This window comes from Roseateles sp. 22389 (assembly GCF_052044995.1).
In the GTDB taxonomy this organism is placed as follows: Bacteria; Pseudomonadota; Gammaproteobacteria; order Burkholderiales; family Burkholderiaceae_C; genus Roseateles.
On sequence record NZ_JBQEOF010000007.1, the window covers coordinates 164769 to 185088 of the forward strand.

The following is a 20320-nucleotide window of genomic DNA, read 5'->3' on the forward strand; positions in this document are numbered from 1 at the left end:
CCCTCACCCCCACCCTCTCCCGCAGTGCGGGAGAGGGAGTTGCGGGAGCGAGTCGGTCTCACATGGCTCCCTCTCCCGCACTGCGGGAGAGGGCGGGGGGTGAGGGTCACGCGCCTTGCGGGGCGACCTTGCCGGCGTCCGGATCCTGGTCGTGGTCATTGCCGCCCTCGGGCTTCTTCGCGCCCTTGCGATTGGCCAGGAGGAAGGCGATGAACTGCCAGGCGATGAAGATCGCGATGATGCCCAGCAGCGTCGCGCTGATCGGGCGCTGCACGAAGACGTCGAACTTGCCGCGGCTGATCAGCATCGCGCGCCGGAAGTTCTCCTCCAGCATCGGGCCCAGGATGAAGCCCAGCATCAACGGTGCGGGGTCCATGTCCAGCCGCATGAAGATGTAGCCCGCCAGGCCGAAGGCCGCGGTGACGAAGATGTCGTCCAGGTTGTTGTTGACGCTGAAGGTGCCGATGCAGCAGAAGAACAGGATCGACGGGAACAGCACGTTGTACGGGATCTTGAAGACCGACAGCCAGTAGCGCACCAGCGGCACGTTCAGCACGACCAGGAACACGTTGCCCACCCACATCGAGGCGACCAGGCCCCAGAAGATGTCGGGGTGCCCGCCGATCATGTTGGGCCCCGGCTGGATGCCCTTGATGATGAACGCGGCCATCATCAGCGCCATCACCGGGTTCTCCGGGATGCCGATGCTCATCAGCGGGATGAAGCTGGTGCGCGCGGCCGACTCGTCCGCCGCGGCCTGGCCGGCCACGCCCTCGATGGCGCCGTCGCCGATCTCGTGGCGGTACTTGCTGACCTTCTTGTCCACCGCGTAGGCGGCGAACTGCGCGATCGTCGGGCCGCCGCCGGGCAGGATGCCCAGCACCGAGCCCACCACGCTGCCGCGCAGCGCGCTGGGGATGATGCGCTTGAACTCGGCCCAGGTCGGCATCAGGTGGATCTTGCCGTTGAAGGGCGTGCGCTCGTTCTTCGCGTCCAGGTTCTTGGAGATCTCCGCGATGCCGAAGCAGCCCAGCGCGATGCTGACCAGGCCCACGCCCTCGGCCAGGAAGGGCATGTCGAAGGTGTAGCGCTCCATGCCGGAGTTGACGTCGGTGCCGATCTGGCCGAACAGCACGCCGATCAGGCACATCGCCAGGCCGTTGAGCAGGCTGCCCGTGGTCACGAAGCTCACGCACAGGAAGCCCAGCAGCATCAGCGCGCAGTAGTCGGCCGGGCCGAAGAGGAAGGCCACCTCGCCCAGCGTCGGCGCCAGGCAGGCCAGCACGACGATGGCGACGGTGCCGCCGATGAAGCTCGAGATGCCCGCGGTGAAGAGCGCCAGACCGGTCTTGCCCTTCAAGGTCATCTGGTAGCCGTCGATGCAGGCCACGATGGAGCTGGCGTGCGGGATCTTCATCGTGATCGCGCTGACGCTGTCGCCGTACTGCGCGCCGTAGTAGATGCCGGCCAGCATGATCAGCGCGCCGTTGACCGGGATCGAATAGGTCAGCGGCAGCAGCACGCTGATGGTGGCCAGCGGGCCCAGGCCCGGCAGCAGGCCGACCAGGGTGCCCACCACGCAGCCGATCGCGCAGAACATCAGGTTCTGCCAGGTCAGCGCGTGCTCGAAGCCGAAGGCGAGGTTGTGCAGGATGTCCATGGCCGGGTCCTTACAGCAGCGGCAGGTTGAGGCCGAGGAACTTCTGGAAGATGAAGGCGATCGCCAGCAGGCCGATCGAGATCACCACGTTGCGCTTCCACGAGTAGTTGCTGCCCGCGGCCGTGGCGATGAACACCATGACCACGATGCCGGCCGACATGTTGAGGAAGCGCGAGACCAGCGAGAACGCGCACAGCGCCGCCAGGATCAGGCCGATGTTGCGGACCTTGAAGTCCAGCCCGGGGCCGCCCGCGACGACGCCGCGCACGATGGTGGCCAGCGCCACCAGGCCCAGCAGGACGCTGATCATCAGTGGGAACAGCCCGGGACCGGCATGGTCCATGCGGCCGATGGGATAACGCAGCGCGCCCAGTCCGAAGAACAGGGCCACCGCGGCGAGGAACAAGCCTCTCGCGAGCGATCGATTGAGGGTCATGAAGCACACCGGGGAGGTCCGAGATGTGCCCATGGTTCCGGTCGCGCCGGTCCGTGTCGTACGCGTTTCTGCGCAGCGACCGGTCCATGAAGGGATCCCGACAGCTTCGGGACAGCTTCAGGTTAAGAGATCGTTTGTCGAGCGTTTGGCGTGCGTTCCGGTGCGGCCGGCGACGACCCGGGATGTCGTTGCGGCGTCACGCGGGATAGCCCTGACTCCGGCCCAGGTCGAAGGCGCCGACGACGCGGTTGAGCTGGCTGGCGTGGTCGTCGAGCGTGGTCGCCGCGGAGGCCGACTCGACCACCAGCGCGGCGTTGCGCTGCGTCATCTCGTCGAGCTGCGTGACCGCGGCGTCGATGCGGCCGAAGTCGCGGCGCTGTTCGCCGGCGGCATCGGCGATGTCGTTGATCAGCGCGCCCACGCGCTGCACCGAGGCCACGATGTCGGCCATCGTGCGGCCCGCCTCCTGCACCAGCGTCGCGCCGCTGCCGACCTGCTCGGTGGAGGCGCCGATCAGGGTCTTGATCTCCTTGGCCGCCTGCGCGGAACGCTGCGCGAGCGTGCGGACCTCCGCCGCCACCACCGCGAAGCCGCGGCCCTGCTCGCCGGCGCGCGCGGCCTCGACCGCCGCGTTCAGCGCCAGGATGTTGGTCTGGAAGGCCAGGCCGTCGATGACGCCGATGATGTCGGCGATGCGGCCGGAAGCGCGGTGGATCTCCTCCATCGTCGACACGACGCGGGTGACCGCGCTGCCGCCGGCGTCGGCGACCCGCATCGCCTGGTCGGAGAGCTCGCGGGCCTGCTGCGCGGCCTCGGCGGTATGACGCACCGTGGCCGCGAGCTGCTGCACCGAGGCGGCGGTTTCCTGCAGGCTGGCGGCCGCCTGCTCGGTGCGGCCCGAGAGGTCGGTGTTGCCGGCGGCGATCTGCGTCGAGGCGCTGCCGATGTGCTGCGCCGCTTCCCGCACGCGCGCCATCGCCGCGTTCAGGCGCTGCAGCGAGTCCTTGATCTTGAGACCCGCCGGCGTGCTCGCCTTCACATGCGCGACGTCGAGCGCGAGGCGGTCGTCGCGGCTGCCCAGCGCGCGGACCAGGTCATGCAGCTCCAGCCCTTCCTTGGTGTTGCGCCGCATGTGCGCGGCCATCACCAGCTCGATGCCGGTCTGCGCGACGACGTAGGCCGCATGCAGCACGATGCGGCCGAAGTCGGGTTCGCTCAGGCAGTAGGTGCCGAAACCGGCGGCGAGCAGGCGATCGAAGAGCAGGTGGTGGACGGCGAAGAGCGCCGCCCCCAGCACCAGCACCTTCCAGTCGCGGTACATCAGCAGGTAGGCCAGCGTGACGAAGACGCCGAAGTGCAGCTCGACCATGCCGCCGCCCAGGTGGATGTGCAGCATCACCATCAGCGCCTGCGCGGTGGTGAGCGTCATGCGCGTGGCGGTGGCGCCCGGTGCCGCCGCGTAGGCCAGCCCGGCCACGGCCAGCAGCGCGGTGCCTATGCCCGTCGCCAGCCCGAACTGCGCATAGCGCCAGCCCAGCCCCAACGCGAGCAGCCAGCTGACCGCCAGGATCAGCAGCATCGCGCGATCGCAGGCGGCGTAGATCTTGCGGAAACCGGTCAGTCCGGAAGGATGTCCCATCGTTGCTCTCCCTCGAAGCGTGGCGGCGGCTTCTATCGAGGTGACGACCGTTCTGACCACGCGGGGCGCATGTTCGTTTCAGGATGTGTCGGCCGGCTTGGTGAAAACGCCAAGGCGCAACGGGTCCTGCGCGACGGAATTCACGACGGGGCGGCGTCCGTGCCTGCTCGCGCGCGGGGCCCGGCGATCGCGAACACCTGATCGCGCAGCCAGCGCTGCGCCGCGTGGCCGTGGTTGCGCTCGTGCCAGACCATGGCGATGTCGAAGCCGTCGATCGGCAGCGGCGGCGGCAGCACCTGCAGGCCGGCGGCCTGGCCCTTGACCAGGCGCTCGGGCACCAGGGCGACCAGGTCGGAGCGGCCGACGATGTCGGGCACGAACAGGAAGGACGCCGCCGACAGCACGACCTGGCGCGTCAGCCCGAGGCCCGCGAGCGCCTGGTCCACCGGCGTGCTGAAGGCGCCGCCGGCCGGCGAGACCACCACCTGCTCCAGTTTGGAGAAGGCCTTGGCCGTGAGCCGACCGCTGACGGCGGGATGGCCGCGCCGCGCGATGAGCACGTAGCGCTCATGGAAGAGCGGGCGCAGCCGCAAGCTGTCCGCGGCCTCGATCGGCTGCATCAGCCCCAGGTCGACGTCGCCGCGCGCCATCTGGGCGGCATGCTGGTGCGGGTCCAGGTGCCGGACGGCGATGCGCACTCCCGGCGCTTCCCGTCGCAGCCGCAGCACCAGCGGACGCAGGACCGAGGCCTGCAGGTAGTCCGAGGCGGCGATGGTCACCGTCAGTTCGGCGCTGCCCGGCTCGAAGTGCAGGTGCGAACTCGCGACCCCGCGCACCTGGTCCAGCGCCTGGCGCAGCGGCTCGAACAGCGACAGGGCCTTGGCGGTGGGCGTCATGCCGCGCTGCGCCGGGAGCAGCAGCGGGTCCTCGAAGACATCGCGCAACCGGCTGAGCTGCGCGCTGACCGCGGGCTGGCTGAGGCCCAGCCGGGCGGCGGCCTTGGTGACATTGCGCTCGGTCAGCAGCGCCTCGAGCGTCACGAGCAGGTTGAGGTCGAGCCGGCTGGTATCCATGCTTTGGATAGTAGGACAGAGAAGAGGTGATTTCACGGATGGGGTCGCGCTCGTCAGACTGACGCCCATTCCCGACCTTCCTGGAGTCCGACATGACCGCTACTTCCAACAGAGACCATCCCGCCGCCATCGGCGCCGCGGCAGTCGCCGCTTCCGCTTCCACCGCCGCCTCCGCCGCAGGTCGCAAGACCGTGCTGATCGTCCACGCCCATCCCGAGCCGACCTCGCTGACCCGCACGCTGGTGGGCGTCGCGGCGGAAACGCTGGGTTCCGCCGGGCACGTGGTGTTGCAGTCCGATCTCTACGCGATGGGCTGGCGTGCCGTCTACGGCGAGGCCGATTTCCCCGTGCGCGCCGACGCGACACGCTTGAATTTCGTGCGCGAATCCGGCCATGCCTTCGAGCACGGCCATCAGCCGGCCGATGTCGTCGAGGAACAGCGCAAGCTGCTCGCCGCCGACCTGGTGATCCTGCAGTTCCCGCTGTGGTGGTTCGGCATGCCGGCCATCATGAAGGGCTGGATCGACCGCGTCTGGGCCTACGGCCTGGCCTATGGCCGCCACGGGCAGGGCAACCGCTTCCGTTACGGCGAAGGCGGCCTCTCGGGCCGGCGTGCGATGGTCTCGGTGACGACCGGCGGGCCGGCGGCGGACTACTCGCCGCGCGGCATCAACGGTCCGATAGATCAGTTGCTGTTCCCGATCACCCACGGCACGCTGTTCTATCCCGGCATGTCGGTGCTGAAGACGCATGCGGTACACGGCGTGGGTCGGATGACGGCGGAAGACGTCGAGGCGGCGAAGGCGGCGTGGCGCCTGCGCCTTGCGGGCGTCTTCGATGAAGCGCCGATTGCCTTCCGCGCCCAGAACGGCGGCGACTACCCGGATGGGCATCAGCTGCGCGATGACGTGGCGCCGGGACGCGTGGGCTTCGAGGCCCACATTGCCGGCTGAGGCGAGCTCAGCCGATCAGCGGAGCGGGCGAGGCGATCGCGCGGAGCAGTCGCTGCAGATGCGGTGGCGTGGCAGGGTCGTCGAATCGCAGTGCGGTGCCGGATGGCAGCAGGAAGAAGCCGAGTTGCTCGAAGGCGATGACGGAGGACGGCTCGCGCCGGTCGGTCATTCGCGAGCCGTCGATGACCGTCACGGCGCCCGCGCCGACGACGCGCAAGTCGTGGCCGGGACGGACGATCAGCGCGGTGTCCTCGTCGATGCCCACGCCGGTGCGGCGCGGGTCGAGCGAGACCAGCTGCAGCAGCCGCGCATGGCGCTTGCGCTGCGCGAAGTGCTGGTCGATCACGAGGGCCGGCATCAGTCCAAGCGCGGCGTGCAGCGGCTGCGAGGGGCCGGCGAACTGCTCATTGAGGTCGCCGACCGGCATGTGGGCGCCGAGCGCCGAGGCGCCGGCGCTGGTGCCGGCGATCGCGAGTTCGCCGGTGCGGTGGCGTTCTCGGATGAGTGCGTGCAGGGGGGTGTCGCCGATGACGTCGAGCAGGCGTTCCTGGTCGCCGCCCGTCATGAACAGCAGGTCGGCCGACCGCAAGGCCCGCAGCGCGTCGTCCCCGCCCGCGGCTTCGCGGTCGCGCGGATCGAGCCAGGCCGGCACGGCGCCCAGCGCCCGGAAGGCGGGCTCGTACTGGGACCAGAGCAGGTCGGGCTCGCCGCTGGCGGTGCTCAGCACGACGACCCGGAGCGGCCCGCCGCCCGCATGAGAGGCGTCGCAAGCCGCGACCAGTTCGCGCAGCACGATGCCGGGCGTCAGCCGGTCCTCGTTGCCGCCGATCAAGGCGAGCAGGGCGGGGGGGCTGGCGGTCGTGAGGGCGTTCATGGGTGGCGGAGACGGTGAGATTCGAACTCACGGAGGGCGCGAACCCTCGGCGGTTTTCAAGACCGCTGCCTTAAACCACTCGGCCACGTCTCCTTGGAGAAGGCGCGCATTGTATGCGTGCCGTCGGCCTTCGTTCAGTCCGCCCCCGGCTTCCTCGCCTGCGCGCAGGGCACCTGGATGATCTCCAGCACCTGGCCGTCGGCCACGCGGGCCGTCGTCAGCTCGCCGCCCCACACGCAGCCGGTGTCCAGCGCCAGCAGGTCCGGCCGCTGCACCAGCCCCAGCGTGGACCAGTGCCCGAAGGCCACCGGCTCACCCGCCGTGCGCCGCTCCGGCACGTCGAACCAGGGCATGAAGCCTTCCGGCGCCGTGCCCAGGCCCTCCTTGGTCTTGAAGTCCAGCCGGCCCTTCGCATTGCAGAAGCGGATCCGCGTCATCACGTTGATGATGAAACGCAGCCGCGGCGCGCCCGTCAGCTCGTCGCTCCAGCGGTCGGGCTCGTTGCCGTACATCTGCGGCAGGAAGTCCGCCAGTTCCGGGCCGCGCAGCAGCGCGTGCACTTCCTCCGCCAGCGCCAGGACCTGCGCGGCGTCCCATTGCGGCACGACGCCCGCATGCACCATCAGCCAGCCCTGCGCCCGCGCCGCCAGCCGCTGTCGACGCAGCCACTCCAGCAGCGCCTCGCGGTCCGGCGCCTGCAGGATCGCGTCCAGCGTGTCCCCCTTGTGCGGGGCGCGCACGCCGGCGGCGGTCGCGAGCAGGTGCAGGTCGTGGTTGCCCAGTAGGCAGTGCGCCGCGTCGCCCAGCGACTGCAGGCGGCGCAGCGTCGTCAGGGAATCGGGACCGCGGTTGACCAGATCCCCCAGGAGGTGGAGGCGGTCGCGGGACGGGGAGAAGTCGATCTTTTCCAGCAGCCGGGCAAGCGCGTCGCAGCAGCCCTGGAGATCGCCGATGAGGTAATGCATACGGGGATTTTGCGGTGTCGGCGTCACGCCGGCTCTGCTACCCTTGCCGACCTTGTGTTTTGGGCGCGACTCGGGGTTTTCACCCGGTCCGCGCTGTCAATGGATACCGCCCTAGTTCTCTTCCTGATACTGCTCAACGGATTGTTCGCCATGTCGGAGATGGCCCTCACGGCCGCCCGCAAGGCACGCTTGCAAGTGATGGTGGAGAGTGGCGAGGGAGGCGCGCAGGCCGCGATGGACCTGCACGAGAACCCCACCAAGTTCCTGTCCACCGTCCAGATCGGGATCACCTCCATCGGCGTGCTCAACGGCATCGTCGGCGAGGCGGCCTTCTCCGGGCCGCTGGCCGAGGTGCTGCGCGCCCACACCCCGCTCAGCGAGCGCGCCGCCGACATCACCGCGACCGGCCTGGTCGTGCTGGTGCTGACCTTCGTGACCATCATCTTCGGCGAGCTGGTGCCCAAGCGCCTGGGCCAGATGTTCCCGGAGAACGTCGCGCGCCTGGTCGCGCCGCCGATGGAGATCATGTCGCTGATCACGCGACCCTTTGTCAAGCTGCTGAGCTTCTGCACCGAGTTCACGCTGAAGCTGCTGGGCATGGGCGGGCGCGCCAACCGCTCGGTGACCGAGGAGGAGATCGCCGCCAGCCTCGAGGAAGGCCGCGACGCCGGCGTGATCGAGGAACACGAGCACCAGATGGTGCGCAACGTGTTCCGGCTGGACGAGCGCCAGATCGGCTCGATGATGATCCCGCGCGCCGAGATCGCCTGGCTGGACGCGACCGATCGCGCCGAGCAGGTGCTGCAGATCCTGCGCGCGCACGGCTACAGCCGCTACCCGGTCTGCCGCGGCGGCCTGCACGACGTGGTCGGCACGGTGAGCGCGCAGAGCCTGCTGGCCCGCGTGCTGGCCGGCGAGATGCTGGATCTGTCCACCGGCCTGGAGCCGCCCGTGTTCGTGCCCGAGACGCTGTCCGGCATGGAGCTGCTCGCGCACATGCGCGGCACCGACACGCCGCTGGCCTTCGTCGTCGACGAGTACGGCGAGGTGCAGGGCGTGGTCGCGATGCGCGATGTGCTGGAGGCGATCGCGGGCGAGTTCAACTCGTCCGACGGCGAGGACGCCTGGGCGGTGCAGCGCGAGGACGGCAGCTGGCTGATGGACGGCCTGATCCCCGTCACCGAGCTGAAGGACCGGCTGGACTTGAAGGAACTGCCCGAGGAGGACCGTGGGCGCTACAACACCCTGGCCGGCATGGTGATGCTGCTGCTTGGGCGCTTGCCGCGCACGGCCGATGTGGTGGAGTGGGACGCGTGGAGATTCGAGGTGGTCGACCTCGACGGCAAGCGTGTGGACAAGGTGCTGGTCTCGCGACTGGCGGACGATGGAGTGAATCAATGAGCAACCCCCCGATGTATGAAAACCTGGTCCCCGTGGACCGGGTGCAGCACAAGAGCACGCGCATGAAGATCGGCGCGCCGGTGCTGGACCGCGTGACCCAGCTGAACTCGCTGTTCGTCGCCGTGGCCGAGTTCGCCGATGCGAGCCTCGAGTACCCGGTGGTGTTCGTGCGCGTCGGCCAGGCCGCCGAAGGTCAGCGTCCGGCGATCGCGCCGCTGGCCGTGTTCGGCCTGAAGCAGGGCAGCAACCTGTTCGTCAAGGACGGCCAGTGGACCGGCCGCTACGTGCCGGCCTACGTGCGCCGCTGGCCCTTCGCGATGGCCCGCATCGAGGAGAACGGCAGCGACATGGCGCTGTGCCTGGACATGGGCTCCGGCGCGTTCTCCGAGACCGACGGCGAGCCGCTGTTCAAGGAAGACGGCGAGGCCTCCGAGCTGCTGCTCAACGCCAAGCAGTTCTGCGAGGACTTCGAGCGCGAGGCCGAGCGCACCCGCCAGGCCTGCGAGCTGCTGCAGGACCTGGACCTGCTGCAGGACATGCGCTTCGAGGCGCAACTGCCCAGCGGCGAGAAGCTCGACGTCGACGGCTTCATGACCATCAACGAGAAGGCCCTGGCCGAACTGCCCGACGCGAAGATCGTCGAGCTGCACCGCAACGGCCTCTTGGAGGTCATCACGATGCATCGCCTGTCGCTGCGTCTGATGAGCCGTCTGGCGCAGATGTACGTGCCGGCCAATTGAGCGCCTGGGGGGGACCCCTCACCCCCACCCTCTCCCCGCAAGCGGGGAGAGGGAGTGAAAAAAGGAGGGGCGATCACCGGCCGAGACAAACCCCAAGCGGGTTTGCTTGAGTACGGCGTACGCAGGAGCCTCGATAGCATCCTCGACCGAGAGGACGTAGATGCTGTTCGAGGCTTTTTTGTCGTCCACCGCGATGGAATCGGTGTTCTCGCCGACCGCGGTGGTCCAGTCGATGATGGATGTGGAGGCCGCGCTCGCGCGGGCCGCGGCCCGCGTGGGCATGATCCCGGCGCCGGCGGCGCAGGCGATCGCCAGCCTGTGCCGCGCCGAGCTCTATGACGTGCCGGCGCTCGTGGCGGCCGCGCCACGCAGCGGCAACCTGGCCTTGCCGGTGGTGCAGCGGCTGCGCGAGACGGTCGCGCTGTTCGACCCGTCCGCCGCGGTCTACGTGCATCGCGGCGCCTCCGCCCAGGACCTGGTCGACACCGCGATGGTGCTGCGCACCCGCGAGGCGCTGCGCCTGATCGACGACGACCTGCAGCAGCTCTGCGCCCGGCTGCTCGAACTGGCCGAGCGACATGCCGCCGTGCCGATGCTGGGCCGCACGATGATGCAGCCGGCGCAGGTGATCAGCCTGCGCTTCAAGTTGATGAACTGGCTGATGCCGCTGCTGCGCAGCGCCGAGCGGCTGCGCGAGCAGGGCCAGGCCTCGCTGCTGCTGCAGCTGGGCGGCGCCGTCGGCACGCTGGACGCGATGGGCGACCGCGCCGAGGACATGCTGGCGGCCGTGGCCGCCGAGCTGTCGCTGCCGTTGCCCGACATGTGCTGGCACACGCAACGTGACCGCTGGTTGCGCCTGGGCATGGAGGTGGGCCTGCTGTGCGGCAACCTCGGCAAGCTGGCGCAGGACTTCGCGCTGATGGCGCAGGCCGAGGTCGACGAGCTCAACGAGCCGCCCGGTGAGGGCTACGGCGCCTGCCTGTCGATGCCGCACAAGAAGAATCCGGTGGCCGCGTTGCAGGCGATGGCGGCGGTCCAGCGCGTGCCGCAGCGCGTCGCCGGCCTGATGGGCTGCATGACGCCCGAACACGAGCGCGGCCTGGGGCAGCACCCGGCGGAACTCGCCGAATGGAGCGGCCTGATGGGCGGCGCCCACCTGGCGGTGCAGGCGCTCAACCGCGCGCTGGCCGAGCCGGTGCTGCGGATCGACCGGATGCGCGCGCACGTGCTCGAGCGCCAGGGACTGGTCGCGAGCGAGCGCCTGGAGCACCTGCTCATGCCGCGATTGGGCCGGCAGCGCACCGGCGCCATCGTCCGCGACCTGATCAGCCGGGTGCGCTTGGGGCAGGGGACGCTGGAGCAGTTGCTGCTCGCGGCGATCGACGCCGGCGACCTGCCGCCGGCGGCGCTGTCGTCCGAGGAACTGGCGGCGATGTTCGATCTGGAAGCGATCGCCGCCCAGGCGGATGGGCGCGTCGACGCGCTGATGGCCGACGCCCGACGGCGTGTGGAGACCCTGGCAGCGACGCCCTGGATCTGACGCAACGCGATACGAACTTCCTGGTCGCTCAGCGAGCGCGTCGCGGGCGAAGCGACAAATATCCCCACGCTGTCCAAGGGTTTCGGCAAAAAATTCTGGGCGTTTTGTCCCCTGAATTCGGCATCTGAACGAATCGCATCTGGTTACACCTGCAACAAAACCGCGGCCGGGAGGCCCGCCGGCAGGTGCCTGGGGATTCCGCAATATCGAACGGTGGTGAGGGTTGACGCTGGTTTGCGGCGGGGTGCCCGGGATGTAACCGAATTCCCTCAAATGCGGGGTTTCGCCCTGGCAAGGGATTGACCCCGACCCGAACCCGGGACAGACCCGTAAGGTCAGGTACGCATTTGTTATCTATCGTAGCGCCCGGCAGTAATTACTTTGAGTGGGCCATAGACTCGCCCTTGATAACCAAGCAGTCTGGAGTTGGGAATGAGCGACGAATCTCACCTGTCGAGCATCGAACTGGAAGCGCCCGCAAGCCCATTGCAGGCGCTGCAATCTGTTCGCGCGGAGATTCCCTTCGTTCGGTCCGACTCGGTGGAACTCGTCACGCGCGAGACGGCCTATGGCCGCATCGAGATCCGCGCGCTGATGGAAGGCGCCGGTCATTCCCTGCTGGAGCGCCGCTACGCGTCACGGGGTTACAGGCTGAGCCGTTCCGCGGACGTGACGCTGGGCGCTTATTGGGAAGGCCGCTTGGTCTCGACGCTGGGATTGCGGCGGGACAGCGGCAACCTCGCCGCGGACCAGAGCTTTCCGCTGGAAATGGCCGGCATGCGCCAGCAAGGCTGGCAGCTGTGCGAATTCACCCGCCTGGCCGCGGATCCGGAAGGCCCGTCCAAGCTGGTGCTGGCCAGCCTGTTCCACCTGGCCTACCTGCATGCGGCCCACCATTGGGGCGCCGAGTTCCTGGTGATCGAGGTCAATCCGCGGCACAAGGCCTTCTATCGCCGCATGCTGGATTTCCAGCCGCACGGCGAGGAGCGCCTGCACCGCAGCGTCGGCGCGCCGGCGGTGCTGATGAGCCTGTCGCTCGCCTACGGCGCGAGCAAGGTCCGCGAGTACGGCGGCACGCTGAACGAGGACGAAGGGCGCTCCCGCACCCTCTTCCCCTATTTCTTCTCGACGGACGACGAGCCCGAGCTGCTGAGCAAGCTCGCGGACGTCTACGGCTACGACGCGTGAGCGTCGCGCGCCTCAGGCCTGCAGCCAGTGCAGGCTGAACCAGCGCTGATCGTCGGTCCAGTGGGCTGACGGATGGAAGCCCGCTTCCCGCGCCAGTGCCTGGAAGCTCTCGGCGCTGTACTTGTACGAGTTCTCCGTGTGCAGGCTTTCGCCGGGCACCAGCGTGTAGCGCCGTCCCTGCAGCTGCAGCTGCTGTTCACCGCGAGGCAGCAGGTGCATCTCGATGCGGTGCTTGCGCGGGTCGTAGAACGCGTAATGGTCGAAGCCGGCGGGGTCGCACTCCAGGCCCAGCGCGCGCTGCGCATGCCGCAGCAGGTTGAGGTTGAAGCGCGCGGTCACGCCCTGGGCGTCGTTGTAGGCCGCATGCAGGCGCGCCGGCTCCTTGATCAGGTCGACGCCGATCAGCAGTGCGCCGCCGTCGAGTTCCTCGCGCAGCAGGCGCAGGAACTCGAGCGCCTCGCCCGGATCGAAGTTGCCGATGCTCGAGCCCGGGAAGAAGCCGATGCGCCGGCCCTCGGGGGGCGCATCGGGCAGCACGTGGGGGCGGGTGAAGTCCGCCACCACCGGCAGGATGCGCAGCGCGGGCTGCTCGCGTTGCAGCGTCTCGCAGGCCGCCAGCAGGTGCGGGCCGGAGATGTCCACCGGCACGAAGCTGTGCAGCCGCGTCGCGCGCTCCAGCAGCAGGCGCACCTTCACGAGCGCGCCGGCGCCGTACTCGATCACCTGGGCGTCCGGGCCCATGCGGTCGGCGATGTCGCCGGCATGGCGGCGCAGCAGCGCCAGTTCGGTGCGGGTGGGGTAGTACTCGGGCAGCTCGCAGATCTGCTCGAAGAGCGTCGAGCCCTGCGCGTCGTAGAAGTACTTGGGGGAGATCGTGTGCTCGGGGCCGGCCAGCGCGGCGTGAAGGTCCTCGGCGAAGCTGCTCATGCGTGGGTCTCCGCGCGCGGGCGCGCATCGCGGGCCAGTCGCAGCCCGGTGAACTGCCAGCGCGCGGCCGGCGGGAAGAAGTTGCGGTAGCTCGGTCTCGTGTGGCCGGGCGGGGTGGCGACGCTGCCGCCGCGCAGCACCAGCTGGCCGACCATGAACTTGCCGTTGTATTCCGAGGCGGCCCCCTCCAGCGGCTGGAAGCCAGGGTAGGGGTGGTAGGCGGAGCGGGTCCACTGCCAGGCTTGGTCGTGCAGCTGCGCGATGCCCGGTAGCGCGGACGCGGCCTCCCACTCCTGCTCGCTGGGCAGGCGAGCGCCGGCCCATTCGGCGTAGGCGGCGGCCTCGTAGAAGCTGAGCTGCATCACCGGCGCGGCGGGATCCAGCGGCCGCAGGCCATGCAGGCCGAAGACGGCCCAGCGGGAGGTGGCATCGCTGGCGCGCGCGCCGTCATCGCCATCGCTCGCGTCGACCCAGTACATCGGCGCCCGCCACCCCTGCGCTTGCACCGTGGCCCAGCCGTCGGACAGCCACCAGCGCGGCTCGCGATAGCCGCCGTCGTCGATGAAGCGCTGGAACTCGCCGCAGGTGACGAGCCGGCTCGCGATCTCGAAGGGCTCGAGCCAGACGCGATGCCGCGGTCCTTCGTTGTCGAAGGCAAAGCCTGCCCCCGGGGCCTGGGCGTCATGGCCGATCTCGACGAGGCCGCCCTCGTGGCGCAGCCAGGCGCTCGTGCCGGCGGTAGCCGGCGGCGGCGGGCTGTCCAGCAGCGCGGGCCGCCACGGATGGCAGGACAGCAGATGCAGCGCATCGGTGAGCAGCAGCTCCTGATGCTGCTGCTCGTGATGGAGGCCGAGTTCCAGCGTCGGCGCGATCGCGGCCCAGCGCGTGTCGTCGCAGCGCGCGATCAACTGGCGGATGTGCAGGTCGACGTGCTGCCGATAGGCGCGGACCTGGTCGAGCGACGGCCGCGTCAGCAGGCCGCGCTGCGGCCGCGGATGGCGCGGGCCGAGGCCTTCGTAATACGAGTTGAAGAGGTAGTGGTAGCTGTCGTCAAGCGGCTGGTAGCCCGGCAGGTGAGGGCGCAGCAACAGGGCCTCGAAGAACCAGCTCGTGTGGGCCTGGTGCCATTTGGCGGGACTGGCGTCCGGCATCGATTGGGCGGCCTGGTCCTCCGCGGACAGCGGCTCCGCCAGCGTCAGCGTGTGACGCCGCACCGCCTCGTAACGGCGCGCGAGGTCGCGCCGCGCGGGCGGCAGATCGTGATCCGACATGCAAGCAACTCCTGTCGGCCCGGGGGAGGATGGGCCGAGCGACAACGGTAGCCGATTTGCCATCTCCCCATCCGGCGCGAGCCGCGGCGCGGGTGCCGGAGGGACGGCTCAGCTGCCACCCGATGTCAGCAAGGGCAAGGCGGGTACCCGCGACGCGGCGGCATCGTGCGCGGCTCATCGTGCGCCATTCATCGGGACGTCACGCCGCGCGGGCACGCTGGCGTCGCCCCGGCTCACGCATCCCTCCATGTCCATGACGCCGCCTTCGCTGTCCTCGACGATCGCTCCGCCCTCGCTGCCGACCGTTTCAATGCCGCCCGCCGTCCTGGCCGATGGTGACGCGCTGCCGCTGTCGTGGCTGCAGGATCGACTGCTCGCCGAGCGGCTGCTCGAGGCGGTGTGGAGCGCGCGGCAGCCGACGACGCCGGCCCAGTTCTTCGTCTGGAGCCAGAGCCGGCTGCAAGTCTTGCTGCCGCATCGCCTGCTGGTGTGCGTCGGGGATCAGCCGCCATCGCCTCGGCTGGCCGCGCAGCTCTTTCACCTGAAGCCGATCGGAGAGGTGCTGCAGACGCAGCTGGAGTCGCCCGAGCATGGGCTCTGGCTGCACCTCATCCGGCGCTGGGGCGACGGCCGGCGGCCGCTGCGGCTCCAGCTGGAGCGAGAGGCGCCTTCGGCCCTGTTCCAGCCGCTGCTGGAAGCCGGGCTGCGCGAGCTCGCGCTGCATGGCGTCGTCGGCGATGGCGAGCGACCGCAGGGGCTGTTCCTGCTGGCCGGCGACGGCTGGGACGAGGACCACCTGCGTCGACTGGAGCTGCTCACGCCGGCGCTGCACGCGGCCTGGCGGCGGGCGCGACTGCAATCGCGGGGTCAGGCCTCGCCGCGCCGCGCGGGCGCGCTGGTGACGCCGCGCGAGCAGCAGATCGTCGAGGGCCTGCGCGCTGGCCTGAGCAACGAGGGGATCGCGATCCAGCTGGGCATCAGCATGTTCACGGTCAAGAACCATGTGCGCAAGATCCTGCGCAAGCTGGGTGCGAACAACCGCGCGCAGGCGGTCGCGATCGCGATGTCGCGCCGGGATTTCAGCGAGCCTGAAGCGCCCGCGGCGTGATGACGCGCACCAGCAGCGCGTGCAGCGCCACGCCGATCGAGGCACCGATCATGTCGGCCAGCACGTCGCGGGCCTCGGCGTCGCGGCCGGGGATCTGCGACTGCACCAGTTCGATCAGCACGCCGTAGGCGAGCAGCACGGCCAGCACGATCCAGCGCCGGCGTGGCCCCGCCGCGAAGCACTGCATGCCGATGAACGCCAGCGTGCCGAAGGCGGCGAAGTGATTCGCCTTGTCCCAGCCGAGGTCGGCGACGCGGGGCGGATGCGGCGAGAACGCGAGCCAGCTCGCGCCCGCCACCACGGCGAGGAAGAGGAGGCGCCAGGCAGAGCGCCAGCGCGGGTCATGCAGGACTTCAGACATCAAGGCGGCCCGCCTCCGGGTTCGGGCGGAAGGCAGTGTGCCATGGGCCTGTGAAGCCGATGTGAGGTCGCGCCCAGCCTCACTCGAGGTGCTCGTGGTGATGGCTGGCGCCGCGTTTCCAGTACGCCGCCGCGCGGATCGCATGCCGGTCGTGGCCCTTGTCCTCGACCAGGATGCGGCGCAGCGCGGCCATCGCCGCGGCCTCGCCGGCGCACCAGGCGTAGCCTTCGCCCGGCGGCAGCTCGAGCGCGCGGGCCGCGGCCAGCAGGGCGTCGTCGCCGTCGACCCAGCGCAGGTCCAGCGCGGCCCGGGTCTCGAAGACCCGGCGATCGCTGGCCGGCACGTTCAGCAGCACGATGACGCGTGCGCCGTCCGGCAGTTCCTCGAGTCGGCGCGCGACGGCGGGCAGGGCGGTTTCATCGCCGGCCAGCAGGTGCCAGGCGAAATCGGTGGGGATGATGAACGAGCCGCGCGGCCCGCCGACCGTCAGCGTGTGACCCGGCTGCGCCTGCGCGGCCCAGGCGGCCGCGGGTCCGTCGCCGTGCTGGGCGAATTCGATGACCAGCTCGCGCGCGGCGGCGTCGAACCGGCGCGGGGTGTAGTCCCGCATGGTCGGGCCCTCGGCCGAGGCGGCGTCGAAGAACAGCTTCACGTGATCGTCGAAGGAGGCGCTGACGAAGTCGCCGAGCGACTCGCCGGACAAGGTCACGCGACGGAAGTTGGGCGTGATGTCATCGACCCGCCGGACCGTGAGCTCTCGGCGCTTGAGTTCGTGGCGCACGCGCTGGACGCGGCTGGTGGGCGTCTCGCGGCCGGCGTCGGCGGGCAGCGGGGCAGGGGTGACGGGCGCGTGGGTGGTGTCAGGCTTCATTGCCGATCCTGGATGTTTCGTTGACAATGTCATCCATCTTGCGTTGGATCGATTGACAATGTCAACTAACACCGCTGGCCGCAGGGACAAGGGCGACGACGTGCTCGAGCTCATCCATTCGGTGATGCACCGCTACCGCGCGCTGCAGTACCGCTTCCTGCGCGACGGCCCGCAGGACCTCACCCACATGGAGGGCAAGGTGCTGTTCTTCTTCGACCGCCACCCGGGCGGGACGCAGAGCGACTTGGCGCAGCACAGCGGCAGGGACAAGGCGCAGCTTGCCCGGCTGATCAAGGGGCTGCGGGACAAGGGGCTGCTCGAGGCCGAGACCGACGAGGTCGACCGCCGCCAGGTGCGGCTGCGCGTGAGCGAGTCTGGCCAAGCCGTGCAGCGCGAACTGCGGCGCCAGGCGCGGCGGGTCTCGGTGCAGGCCCTGGCGGGTTTGAGCGCCGAAGAGCAGGGCCAGCTCGCCGCGCTGCTGAAGCGGGTGCAGGCGAATCTGGGCGAGGAATGACGCCTCACGCCGGCGAGGGGAGTGATGCGAACGCTTGTCGACCTCGAAAACCTCGCTTATACCCTTTGACTCTGTTATTCGCGACAGCGCCGGTGTAGCTCAGTTGGTAGAGCAGCGCATCCGTAAGAATCAGCACCGCGAAATCCCCCGCATTCTGCGCACGCTATACGAAGCCAACTCGTTGATTCTGCGTGACCCTATTGATTACCCAGTTCCTGCACATCGACGTGATGCATCAAGAGTTGCATCAACGTCTACGCGAAAAATGAGCTGCTACACCGTAGCATCGAAGGCCACCCTTGCGGTGGCCTTTTTTGTTTCTCGGGGTTTTCCATATCACCCCGATTGGGGGTGTCGGGTTTTGCGTTCGTAATCCGTTTATAGGAACAAGGGGATTGAGGAGTAGGGATGTCGAACGACCAGACGCCGAACAAGCACAAGCACCTTGAGTTCATTCAGTTGGCCATTAACCGAATGGCAGGTAACTTGTTTCTACTCAAGGGATGGAGCGTGACCTTGATCGCAGCGCTTTTCGCGTTAGCTGCGAAAGACACGAACAAGCTGTATATCCTAATCGCCTATTTTCCGCTGCTGATCTTTTGGCTCTTGGATGGCTACTTCCTGAGTCAGGAGCGGAAGTTTCGCGCGCTATTCGATCATGTTCGGAAGTTGAATGAAGACTCAATCGACTTCTCAATGGATACGAGACCGTTCGCCGATGATGCCAATAACAGCTGGGCGGCGGCGCTGCTTTCGAGAACGCTACTCGTCTACTACCTCGGCTTAGCGCTCGTAATGCGCGTGATCATGTTTATGGTGCGTTCCTAGGAGGGAACATGGCGAGACGTTGCTTCTATAGCTTTCATTACCAGCCAGACAACTGGCGCGCATCGACAGTTCGGCAGATTGGTGCAATTGATGGCAGTGCGCCAGCTAGTGATAACGACTGGGAGACGATCGCCAGCGGTGCTAATCGTGATCAGAAGATCGAAGCCTGGATCGCTCGGCAAATGGAAGGGCGGACCTGCACTATCGTACTTGTCGGTTCCAACACAGCAGGCCGCAAATGGATTAATCACGAGATCATTCAATCGTGGAATAAGGGGCTGGGACTAGTCGGCATCCGTATTCATGGACTGAAAGATCGACACGGAAATACATCAGCCTTGGGAGTAAATCCGTTTGATTCCATAACTCACGGGCCAACACAACGCCCACTGTCTTCGCTGGTCAAATGCTATGACCCGGTCGGTGTGACAAGCCAGGATCGATACGGATGGATCACTCAGCATCTGGCTAATATAGTGGAAGATGCAATAAGGATCAGAGCGAACAACAATTGATCCATATATCCGGAGGAGAGTCAAGTGGAGCGCCGCAGGAAAAGAGCTGAAAGACGTCGCACAGTGTACTCAATAGATCTTCCCGAATTAGGGGAGTGGACCTTGAAGGATCTGTACGAGTTCCCTCATGCGTTTGAACAGTGCTACGCATTCGTTTATTGCCTAGATACGGAACTAGAGGAACGAGACCGAGAGGCCTTGGATTACGCGTTTTGGAAGTACCCATGGAAAGGCGGATATAGCTACGTGAACGTCTATGGCGTGCTACTGCGCCCAATTCCGGCGAGAGATCGCCCGGTAATTGCATCTCTCCATAAAGCTTCACCGGGGTGGCTTAATCTCGCCCTGAACATAGAAGTCGCAATTCAGGTGGCGAAATTGGTGGCGATACTGTCCGCCTCCGCTCCTACAGCAGCGGCTGCCTATAAGCGCGCATACACTTACATAAGTCAGCTGAAGGTAGAGCGGGAGAAGGAAAAATTGGCGGAATTGAAGCTAACAACCAGCCAAATAAAGTGCTCAACGCGATCTCAAATGATCTCGCGAAGAGTATCGGGTTTAAAAGCCTTGAGGACCTAAATCGTCGCACGAATAACCCTGAAGTCAGCCTAAAGCTTCTGTCAGCCCATTACCGACGGCTAAGGACCCTGCTGGAATATAAGGAGCGTGATAAGGCGATCTTGCCGACAGGTGATAACCATGAAGAAGGACGCTAAACTCTTACTCGTATAAAGTGTTCATGATGTCCGCCGCCTTACGAGACGCCTGATTGGGCATCAGGTGGCTATACCGCATGCTCATCTGAATCGTTGAGTGACCCAACTGCTGCTGGATCTCGCCTAGCGACAGGCCGTTCTGCGCAGCGCGGCTGGCCCACATATGGCGCAAGCTATGCAATGTGATCCCGTCGATGCGAGCACGCTTGCAAGCGCTGTTGAATGCCCTAGGGCAGTAGTTGCGTGCGCCGCCGCCCTCCCTCTCGAATACGAACCTCCGGTCATTCCGCATTTCGTCTCGGCGGCGAGCCAAGATCGCTGCTGACCGCTTCGTCAGCGCCAGGACCGATTCGTTCTTCACCTTGGACCGGTAGAGGTGGATTTCACCTTTCGCGAGGTCGATCGCCTTCCACTCGATCTGCGCGATCTCGCTGTACCGAGCGCCGGTGTCGATCAGAAGGATAGTTAGGTCGTACGCGTCTTGACGCATCCGAAATGCGTTCGACCGCACGCTGGACGCTGCCTAAATCGCTGTCACGCCCGTCCAGGTGAGGAAGCCGCCCAACCGGGCGGTTTCTTTCTTGACAGCGTTAAAAGACGATAGGAATACAGTGAAATACAGTGAGCCACTCTTGGTGGATTTGAAAAAGTCCTGTATTGACGCGCAGTTAGAGGCGGTGGAACAGGGTAAATACAGCAAATACAGTAAAAGCGCCGCTCTATCTCTCTGCTATAGGCGG

General features: G+C 67.4%; 20 protein-coding genes and 1 tRNA gene. 9 read left to right on the forward strand and 12 right to left on the reverse strand.

Annotation, left to right across the window (positions count from 1 at the left end):
- Positions 1-106: 106 nt before the first annotated feature.
- The 4 genes from ACTJKJ_RS12345 to ACTJKJ_RS12360 all read right to left on the reverse strand — a co-directional run bounded on the left by ACTJKJ_RS12345 (position 107) and on the right by ACTJKJ_RS12360 (position 4808).
- Positions 107-1660, reverse strand: a complete 1554-nt coding sequence (locus ACTJKJ_RS12345; protein WP_147240837.1) for a tripartite tricarboxylate transporter permease — start codon at positions 1658-1660, stop codon at positions 107-109.
- A gap of 10 nt (positions 1661-1670) precedes the next feature.
- Positions 1671-2096, reverse strand: coding sequence for a tripartite tricarboxylate transporter TctB family protein (locus tag ACTJKJ_RS12350; RefSeq protein WP_091725600.1), 426 nt, complete (start codon positions 2094-2096; stop codon positions 1671-1673).
- A gap of 196 nt (positions 2097-2292) precedes the next feature.
- The gene (locus tag ACTJKJ_RS12355) at positions 2293-3735 is read right to left on the reverse strand and encodes a methyl-accepting chemotaxis protein (RefSeq protein WP_440820613.1); all 1443 of its coding nucleotides are present in this window, start codon (positions 3733-3735) and stop codon (positions 2293-2295) included.
- Between the two features lie 140 nt (positions 3736-3875).
- Positions 3876-4808, reverse strand: coding sequence for a LysR family transcriptional regulator (locus ACTJKJ_RS12360; protein ID WP_440820614.1), 933 nt, complete (start codon positions 4806-4808; stop codon positions 3876-3878).
- Between the two features lie 92 nt (positions 4809-4900).
- Here ACTJKJ_RS12360 and ACTJKJ_RS12365 point away from each other — a divergent pair, with 92 nt between their 5' ends.
- A complete protein-coding gene (locus tag ACTJKJ_RS12365; protein ID WP_440820615.1) occupies positions 4901-5761 on the forward strand; it encodes an NAD(P)H-dependent oxidoreductase in 861 nt (286 codons plus the stop codon).
- A 7-nt stretch (positions 5762-5768) separates the two neighbouring features.
- On the opposite strand, the gene ACTJKJ_RS12370 is transcribed toward ACTJKJ_RS12365, so the two are convergent.
- The 3 genes from ACTJKJ_RS12370 to ACTJKJ_RS12380 all read right to left on the reverse strand — a co-directional run bounded on the left by ACTJKJ_RS12370 (position 5769) and on the right by ACTJKJ_RS12380 (position 7600).
- On the reverse strand, positions 5769-6635 hold the full coding sequence (locus ACTJKJ_RS12370; protein WP_440820616.1) for a cyanophycinase: 867 nt from the start codon (positions 6633-6635) through the stop codon (positions 5769-5771).
- Between the two features lie 3 nt (positions 6636-6638).
- Positions 6639-6728: transfer RNA gene (locus tag ACTJKJ_RS12375), tRNA-Ser, on the reverse strand.
- 41 nt (positions 6729-6769) lie between these two features.
- Positions 6770-7600 carry a symmetrical bis(5'-nucleosyl)-tetraphosphatase gene (locus ACTJKJ_RS12380; protein WP_440820617.1) on the reverse strand — a complete coding sequence of 277 codons (831 nt, stop codon included), beginning with the start codon at positions 7598-7600 and terminating at the stop codon, positions 6770-6772.
- Positions 7601-7699: 99 nt separating this feature from the next.
- Here ACTJKJ_RS12380 and ACTJKJ_RS12385 point away from each other — a divergent pair, with 99 nt between their 5' ends.
- The 4 genes from ACTJKJ_RS12385 to ACTJKJ_RS12400 all read left to right on the forward strand — a co-directional run bounded on the left by ACTJKJ_RS12385 (position 7700) and on the right by ACTJKJ_RS12400 (position 12469).
- Positions 7700-9001, forward strand: coding sequence for a hemolysin family protein (locus tag ACTJKJ_RS12385; protein WP_091725584.1), 1302 nt, complete (start codon positions 7700-7702; stop codon positions 8999-9001).
- A complete protein-coding gene (locus ACTJKJ_RS12390; protein ID WP_091725581.1) occupies positions 8998-9741 on the forward strand; it encodes a SapC family protein in 744 nt (247 codons plus the stop codon). Before ACTJKJ_RS12385 ends, ACTJKJ_RS12390 begins: the two co-directional genes overlap by 4 nt.
- Before the next feature lie 160 nt (positions 9742-9901).
- On the forward strand, positions 9902-11281 hold the full coding sequence (locus ACTJKJ_RS12395; protein WP_440820618.1) for a lyase family protein: 1380 nt from the start codon (positions 9902-9904) through the stop codon (positions 11279-11281).
- A 432-nt stretch (positions 11282-11713) separates the two neighbouring features.
- Positions 11714-12469 carry an N-acyl amino acid synthase FeeM domain-containing protein gene (locus ACTJKJ_RS12400; protein WP_297389601.1) on the forward strand — a complete coding sequence of 252 codons (756 nt, stop codon included), beginning with the start codon at positions 11714-11716 and terminating at the stop codon, positions 12467-12469.
- Between the two features lie 12 nt (positions 12470-12481).
- Here the strand turns inward: ACTJKJ_RS12400 and egtD are convergent, their stop codons facing one another.
- A complete protein-coding gene (egtD, locus tag ACTJKJ_RS12405; protein ID WP_440820619.1) occupies positions 12482-13396 on the reverse strand; it encodes an L-histidine N(alpha)-methyltransferase in 915 nt (304 codons plus the stop codon).
- Positions 13393-14667 (reverse strand): ergothioneine biosynthesis protein EgtB, encoded by a 1275-nt coding sequence (gene egtB / locus ACTJKJ_RS12410; protein ID WP_440820620.1) that lies wholly within the window; start codon positions 14665-14667, stop codon positions 13393-13395. Before egtB ends, egtD begins: the two co-directional genes overlap by 4 nt.
- Positions 14668-14914: 247 nt before the next feature.
- Between egtB and ACTJKJ_RS12415 the strand changes: the two genes are divergently transcribed.
- Complete coding sequence (locus ACTJKJ_RS12415) at positions 14915-15775, forward strand: response regulator transcription factor (protein ID WP_440820621.1); 861 nt, start codon at positions 14915-14917, stop codon at positions 15773-15775.
- On the opposite strand, the gene ACTJKJ_RS12420 is transcribed toward ACTJKJ_RS12415, so the two are convergent.
- Positions 15747-16136, reverse strand: coding sequence for a VanZ family protein (locus tag ACTJKJ_RS12420; RefSeq protein ID WP_221211085.1), 390 nt, complete (start codon positions 16134-16136; stop codon positions 15747-15749). The genes ACTJKJ_RS12415 and ACTJKJ_RS12420 overlap by 29 nt on opposite strands.
- Before the next feature lie 79 nt (positions 16137-16215).
- Positions 16216-17007, reverse strand: a complete 792-nt coding sequence (locus ACTJKJ_RS12425) for a siderophore-interacting protein (protein WP_440820622.1) — start codon at positions 17005-17007, stop codon at positions 16216-16218.
- Between the two features lie 58 nt (positions 17008-17065).
- Between ACTJKJ_RS12425 and ACTJKJ_RS12430 the strand changes: the two genes are divergently transcribed.
- The 3 genes from ACTJKJ_RS12430 to ACTJKJ_RS12440 all read left to right on the forward strand — a co-directional run bounded on the left by ACTJKJ_RS12430 (position 17066) and on the right by ACTJKJ_RS12440 (position 18864).
- On the forward strand, positions 17066-17521 hold the full coding sequence (locus tag ACTJKJ_RS12430) for a MarR family winged helix-turn-helix transcriptional regulator (RefSeq protein WP_440820623.1): 456 nt from the start codon (positions 17066-17068) through the stop codon (positions 17519-17521).
- Between the two features lie 408 nt (positions 17522-17929).
- Positions 17930-18349, forward strand: coding sequence for a hypothetical protein (locus tag ACTJKJ_RS12435; protein WP_440820624.1), 420 nt, complete (start codon positions 17930-17932; stop codon positions 18347-18349).
- Positions 18350-18357: 8 nt separating this feature from the next.
- Positions 18358-18864, forward strand: a complete 507-nt coding sequence (locus ACTJKJ_RS12440) for a TIR domain-containing protein (RefSeq protein ID WP_440820625.1) — start codon at positions 18358-18360, stop codon at positions 18862-18864.
- Positions 18865-19584: 720 nt separating this feature from the next.
- Here ACTJKJ_RS12440 and ACTJKJ_RS12445 read toward each other — a convergent pair.
- Positions 19585-20070: a site-specific integrase gene (locus ACTJKJ_RS12445; RefSeq protein ID WP_440820626.1), complete on the reverse strand. Its 486-nt coding sequence runs from the start codon at positions 20068-20070 to the stop codon at positions 19585-19587.
- Positions 20071-20320: the final 250 nt, after the last annotated feature.

What these genes read in the sequence shown, in the direction of transcription:
- ACTJKJ_RS12345 (WP_147240837.1), bottom strand. Translation starts at nt 1,660, where the DNA reads ATGGACATCCTGCACAACCTCGCCTTCGGCTTCGAGCACGCGCTGACC.
- ACTJKJ_RS12350 (WP_091725600.1), bottom strand. Translation starts at nt 2,096, where the DNA reads ATGACCCTCAATCGATCGCTCGCGAGAGGCTTGTTCCTCGCCGCGGTG.
- ACTJKJ_RS12355 (WP_440820613.1), bottom strand. Translation starts at nt 3,735, where the DNA reads ATGGGACATCCTTCCGGACTGACCGGTTTCCGCAAGATCTACGCCGCC.
- ACTJKJ_RS12360 (WP_440820614.1), bottom strand. Translation starts at nt 4,808, where the DNA reads ATGGATACCAGCCGGCTCGACCTCAACCTGCTCGTGACGCTCGAGGCG.
- ACTJKJ_RS12365 (WP_440820615.1), top strand. Translation starts at nt 4,901, where the DNA reads ATGACCGCTACTTCCAACAGAGACCATCCCGCCGCCATCGGCGCCGCG.
- ACTJKJ_RS12370 (WP_440820616.1), bottom strand. Translation starts at nt 6,635, where the DNA reads ATGAACGCCCTCACGACCGCCAGCCCCCCCGCCCTGCTCGCCTTGATC.
- ACTJKJ_RS12380 (WP_440820617.1), bottom strand. Translation starts at nt 7,600, where the DNA reads ATGCATTACCTCATCGGCGATCTCCAGGGCTGCTGCGACGCGCTTGCC.
- ACTJKJ_RS12385 (WP_091725584.1), top strand. Translation starts at nt 7,700, where the DNA reads ATGGATACCGCCCTAGTTCTCTTCCTGATACTGCTCAACGGATTGTTC.
- ACTJKJ_RS12390 (WP_091725581.1), top strand. Translation starts at nt 8,998, where the DNA reads ATGAGCAACCCCCCGATGTATGAAAACCTGGTCCCCGTGGACCGGGTG.
- ACTJKJ_RS12395 (WP_440820618.1), top strand. Translation starts at nt 9,902, where the DNA reads ATGCTGTTCGAGGCTTTTTTGTCGTCCACCGCGATGGAATCGGTGTTC.
- ACTJKJ_RS12400 (WP_297389601.1), top strand. Translation starts at nt 11,714, where the DNA reads ATGAGCGACGAATCTCACCTGTCGAGCATCGAACTGGAAGCGCCCGCA.
- egtD (WP_440820619.1), bottom strand. Translation starts at nt 13,396, where the DNA reads ATGAGCAGCTTCGCCGAGGACCTTCACGCCGCGCTGGCCGGCCCCGAG.
- egtB (WP_440820620.1), bottom strand. Translation starts at nt 14,667, where the DNA reads ATGTCGGATCACGATCTGCCGCCCGCGCGGCGCGACCTCGCGCGCCGT.
- ACTJKJ_RS12415 (WP_440820621.1), top strand. Translation starts at nt 14,915, where the DNA reads ATGTCCATGACGCCGCCTTCGCTGTCCTCGACGATCGCTCCGCCCTCG.
- ACTJKJ_RS12420 (WP_221211085.1), bottom strand. Translation starts at nt 16,136, where the DNA reads ATGTCTGAAGTCCTGCATGACCCGCGCTGGCGCTCTGCCTGGCGCCTC.
- ACTJKJ_RS12425 (WP_440820622.1), bottom strand. Translation starts at nt 17,007, where the DNA reads ATGAAGCCTGACACCACCCACGCGCCCGTCACCCCTGCCCCGCTGCCC.
- ACTJKJ_RS12430 (WP_440820623.1), top strand. Translation starts at nt 17,066, where the DNA reads ATGTCAACTAACACCGCTGGCCGCAGGGACAAGGGCGACGACGTGCTC.
- ACTJKJ_RS12435 (WP_440820624.1), top strand. Translation starts at nt 17,930, where the DNA reads ATGTCGAACGACCAGACGCCGAACAAGCACAAGCACCTTGAGTTCATT.
- ACTJKJ_RS12440 (WP_440820625.1), top strand. Translation starts at nt 18,358, where the DNA reads ATGGCGAGACGTTGCTTCTATAGCTTTCATTACCAGCCAGACAACTGG.
- ACTJKJ_RS12445 (WP_440820626.1), bottom strand. Translation starts at nt 20,070, where the DNA reads ATGCGTCAAGACGCGTACGACCTAACTATCCTTCTGATCGACACCGGC.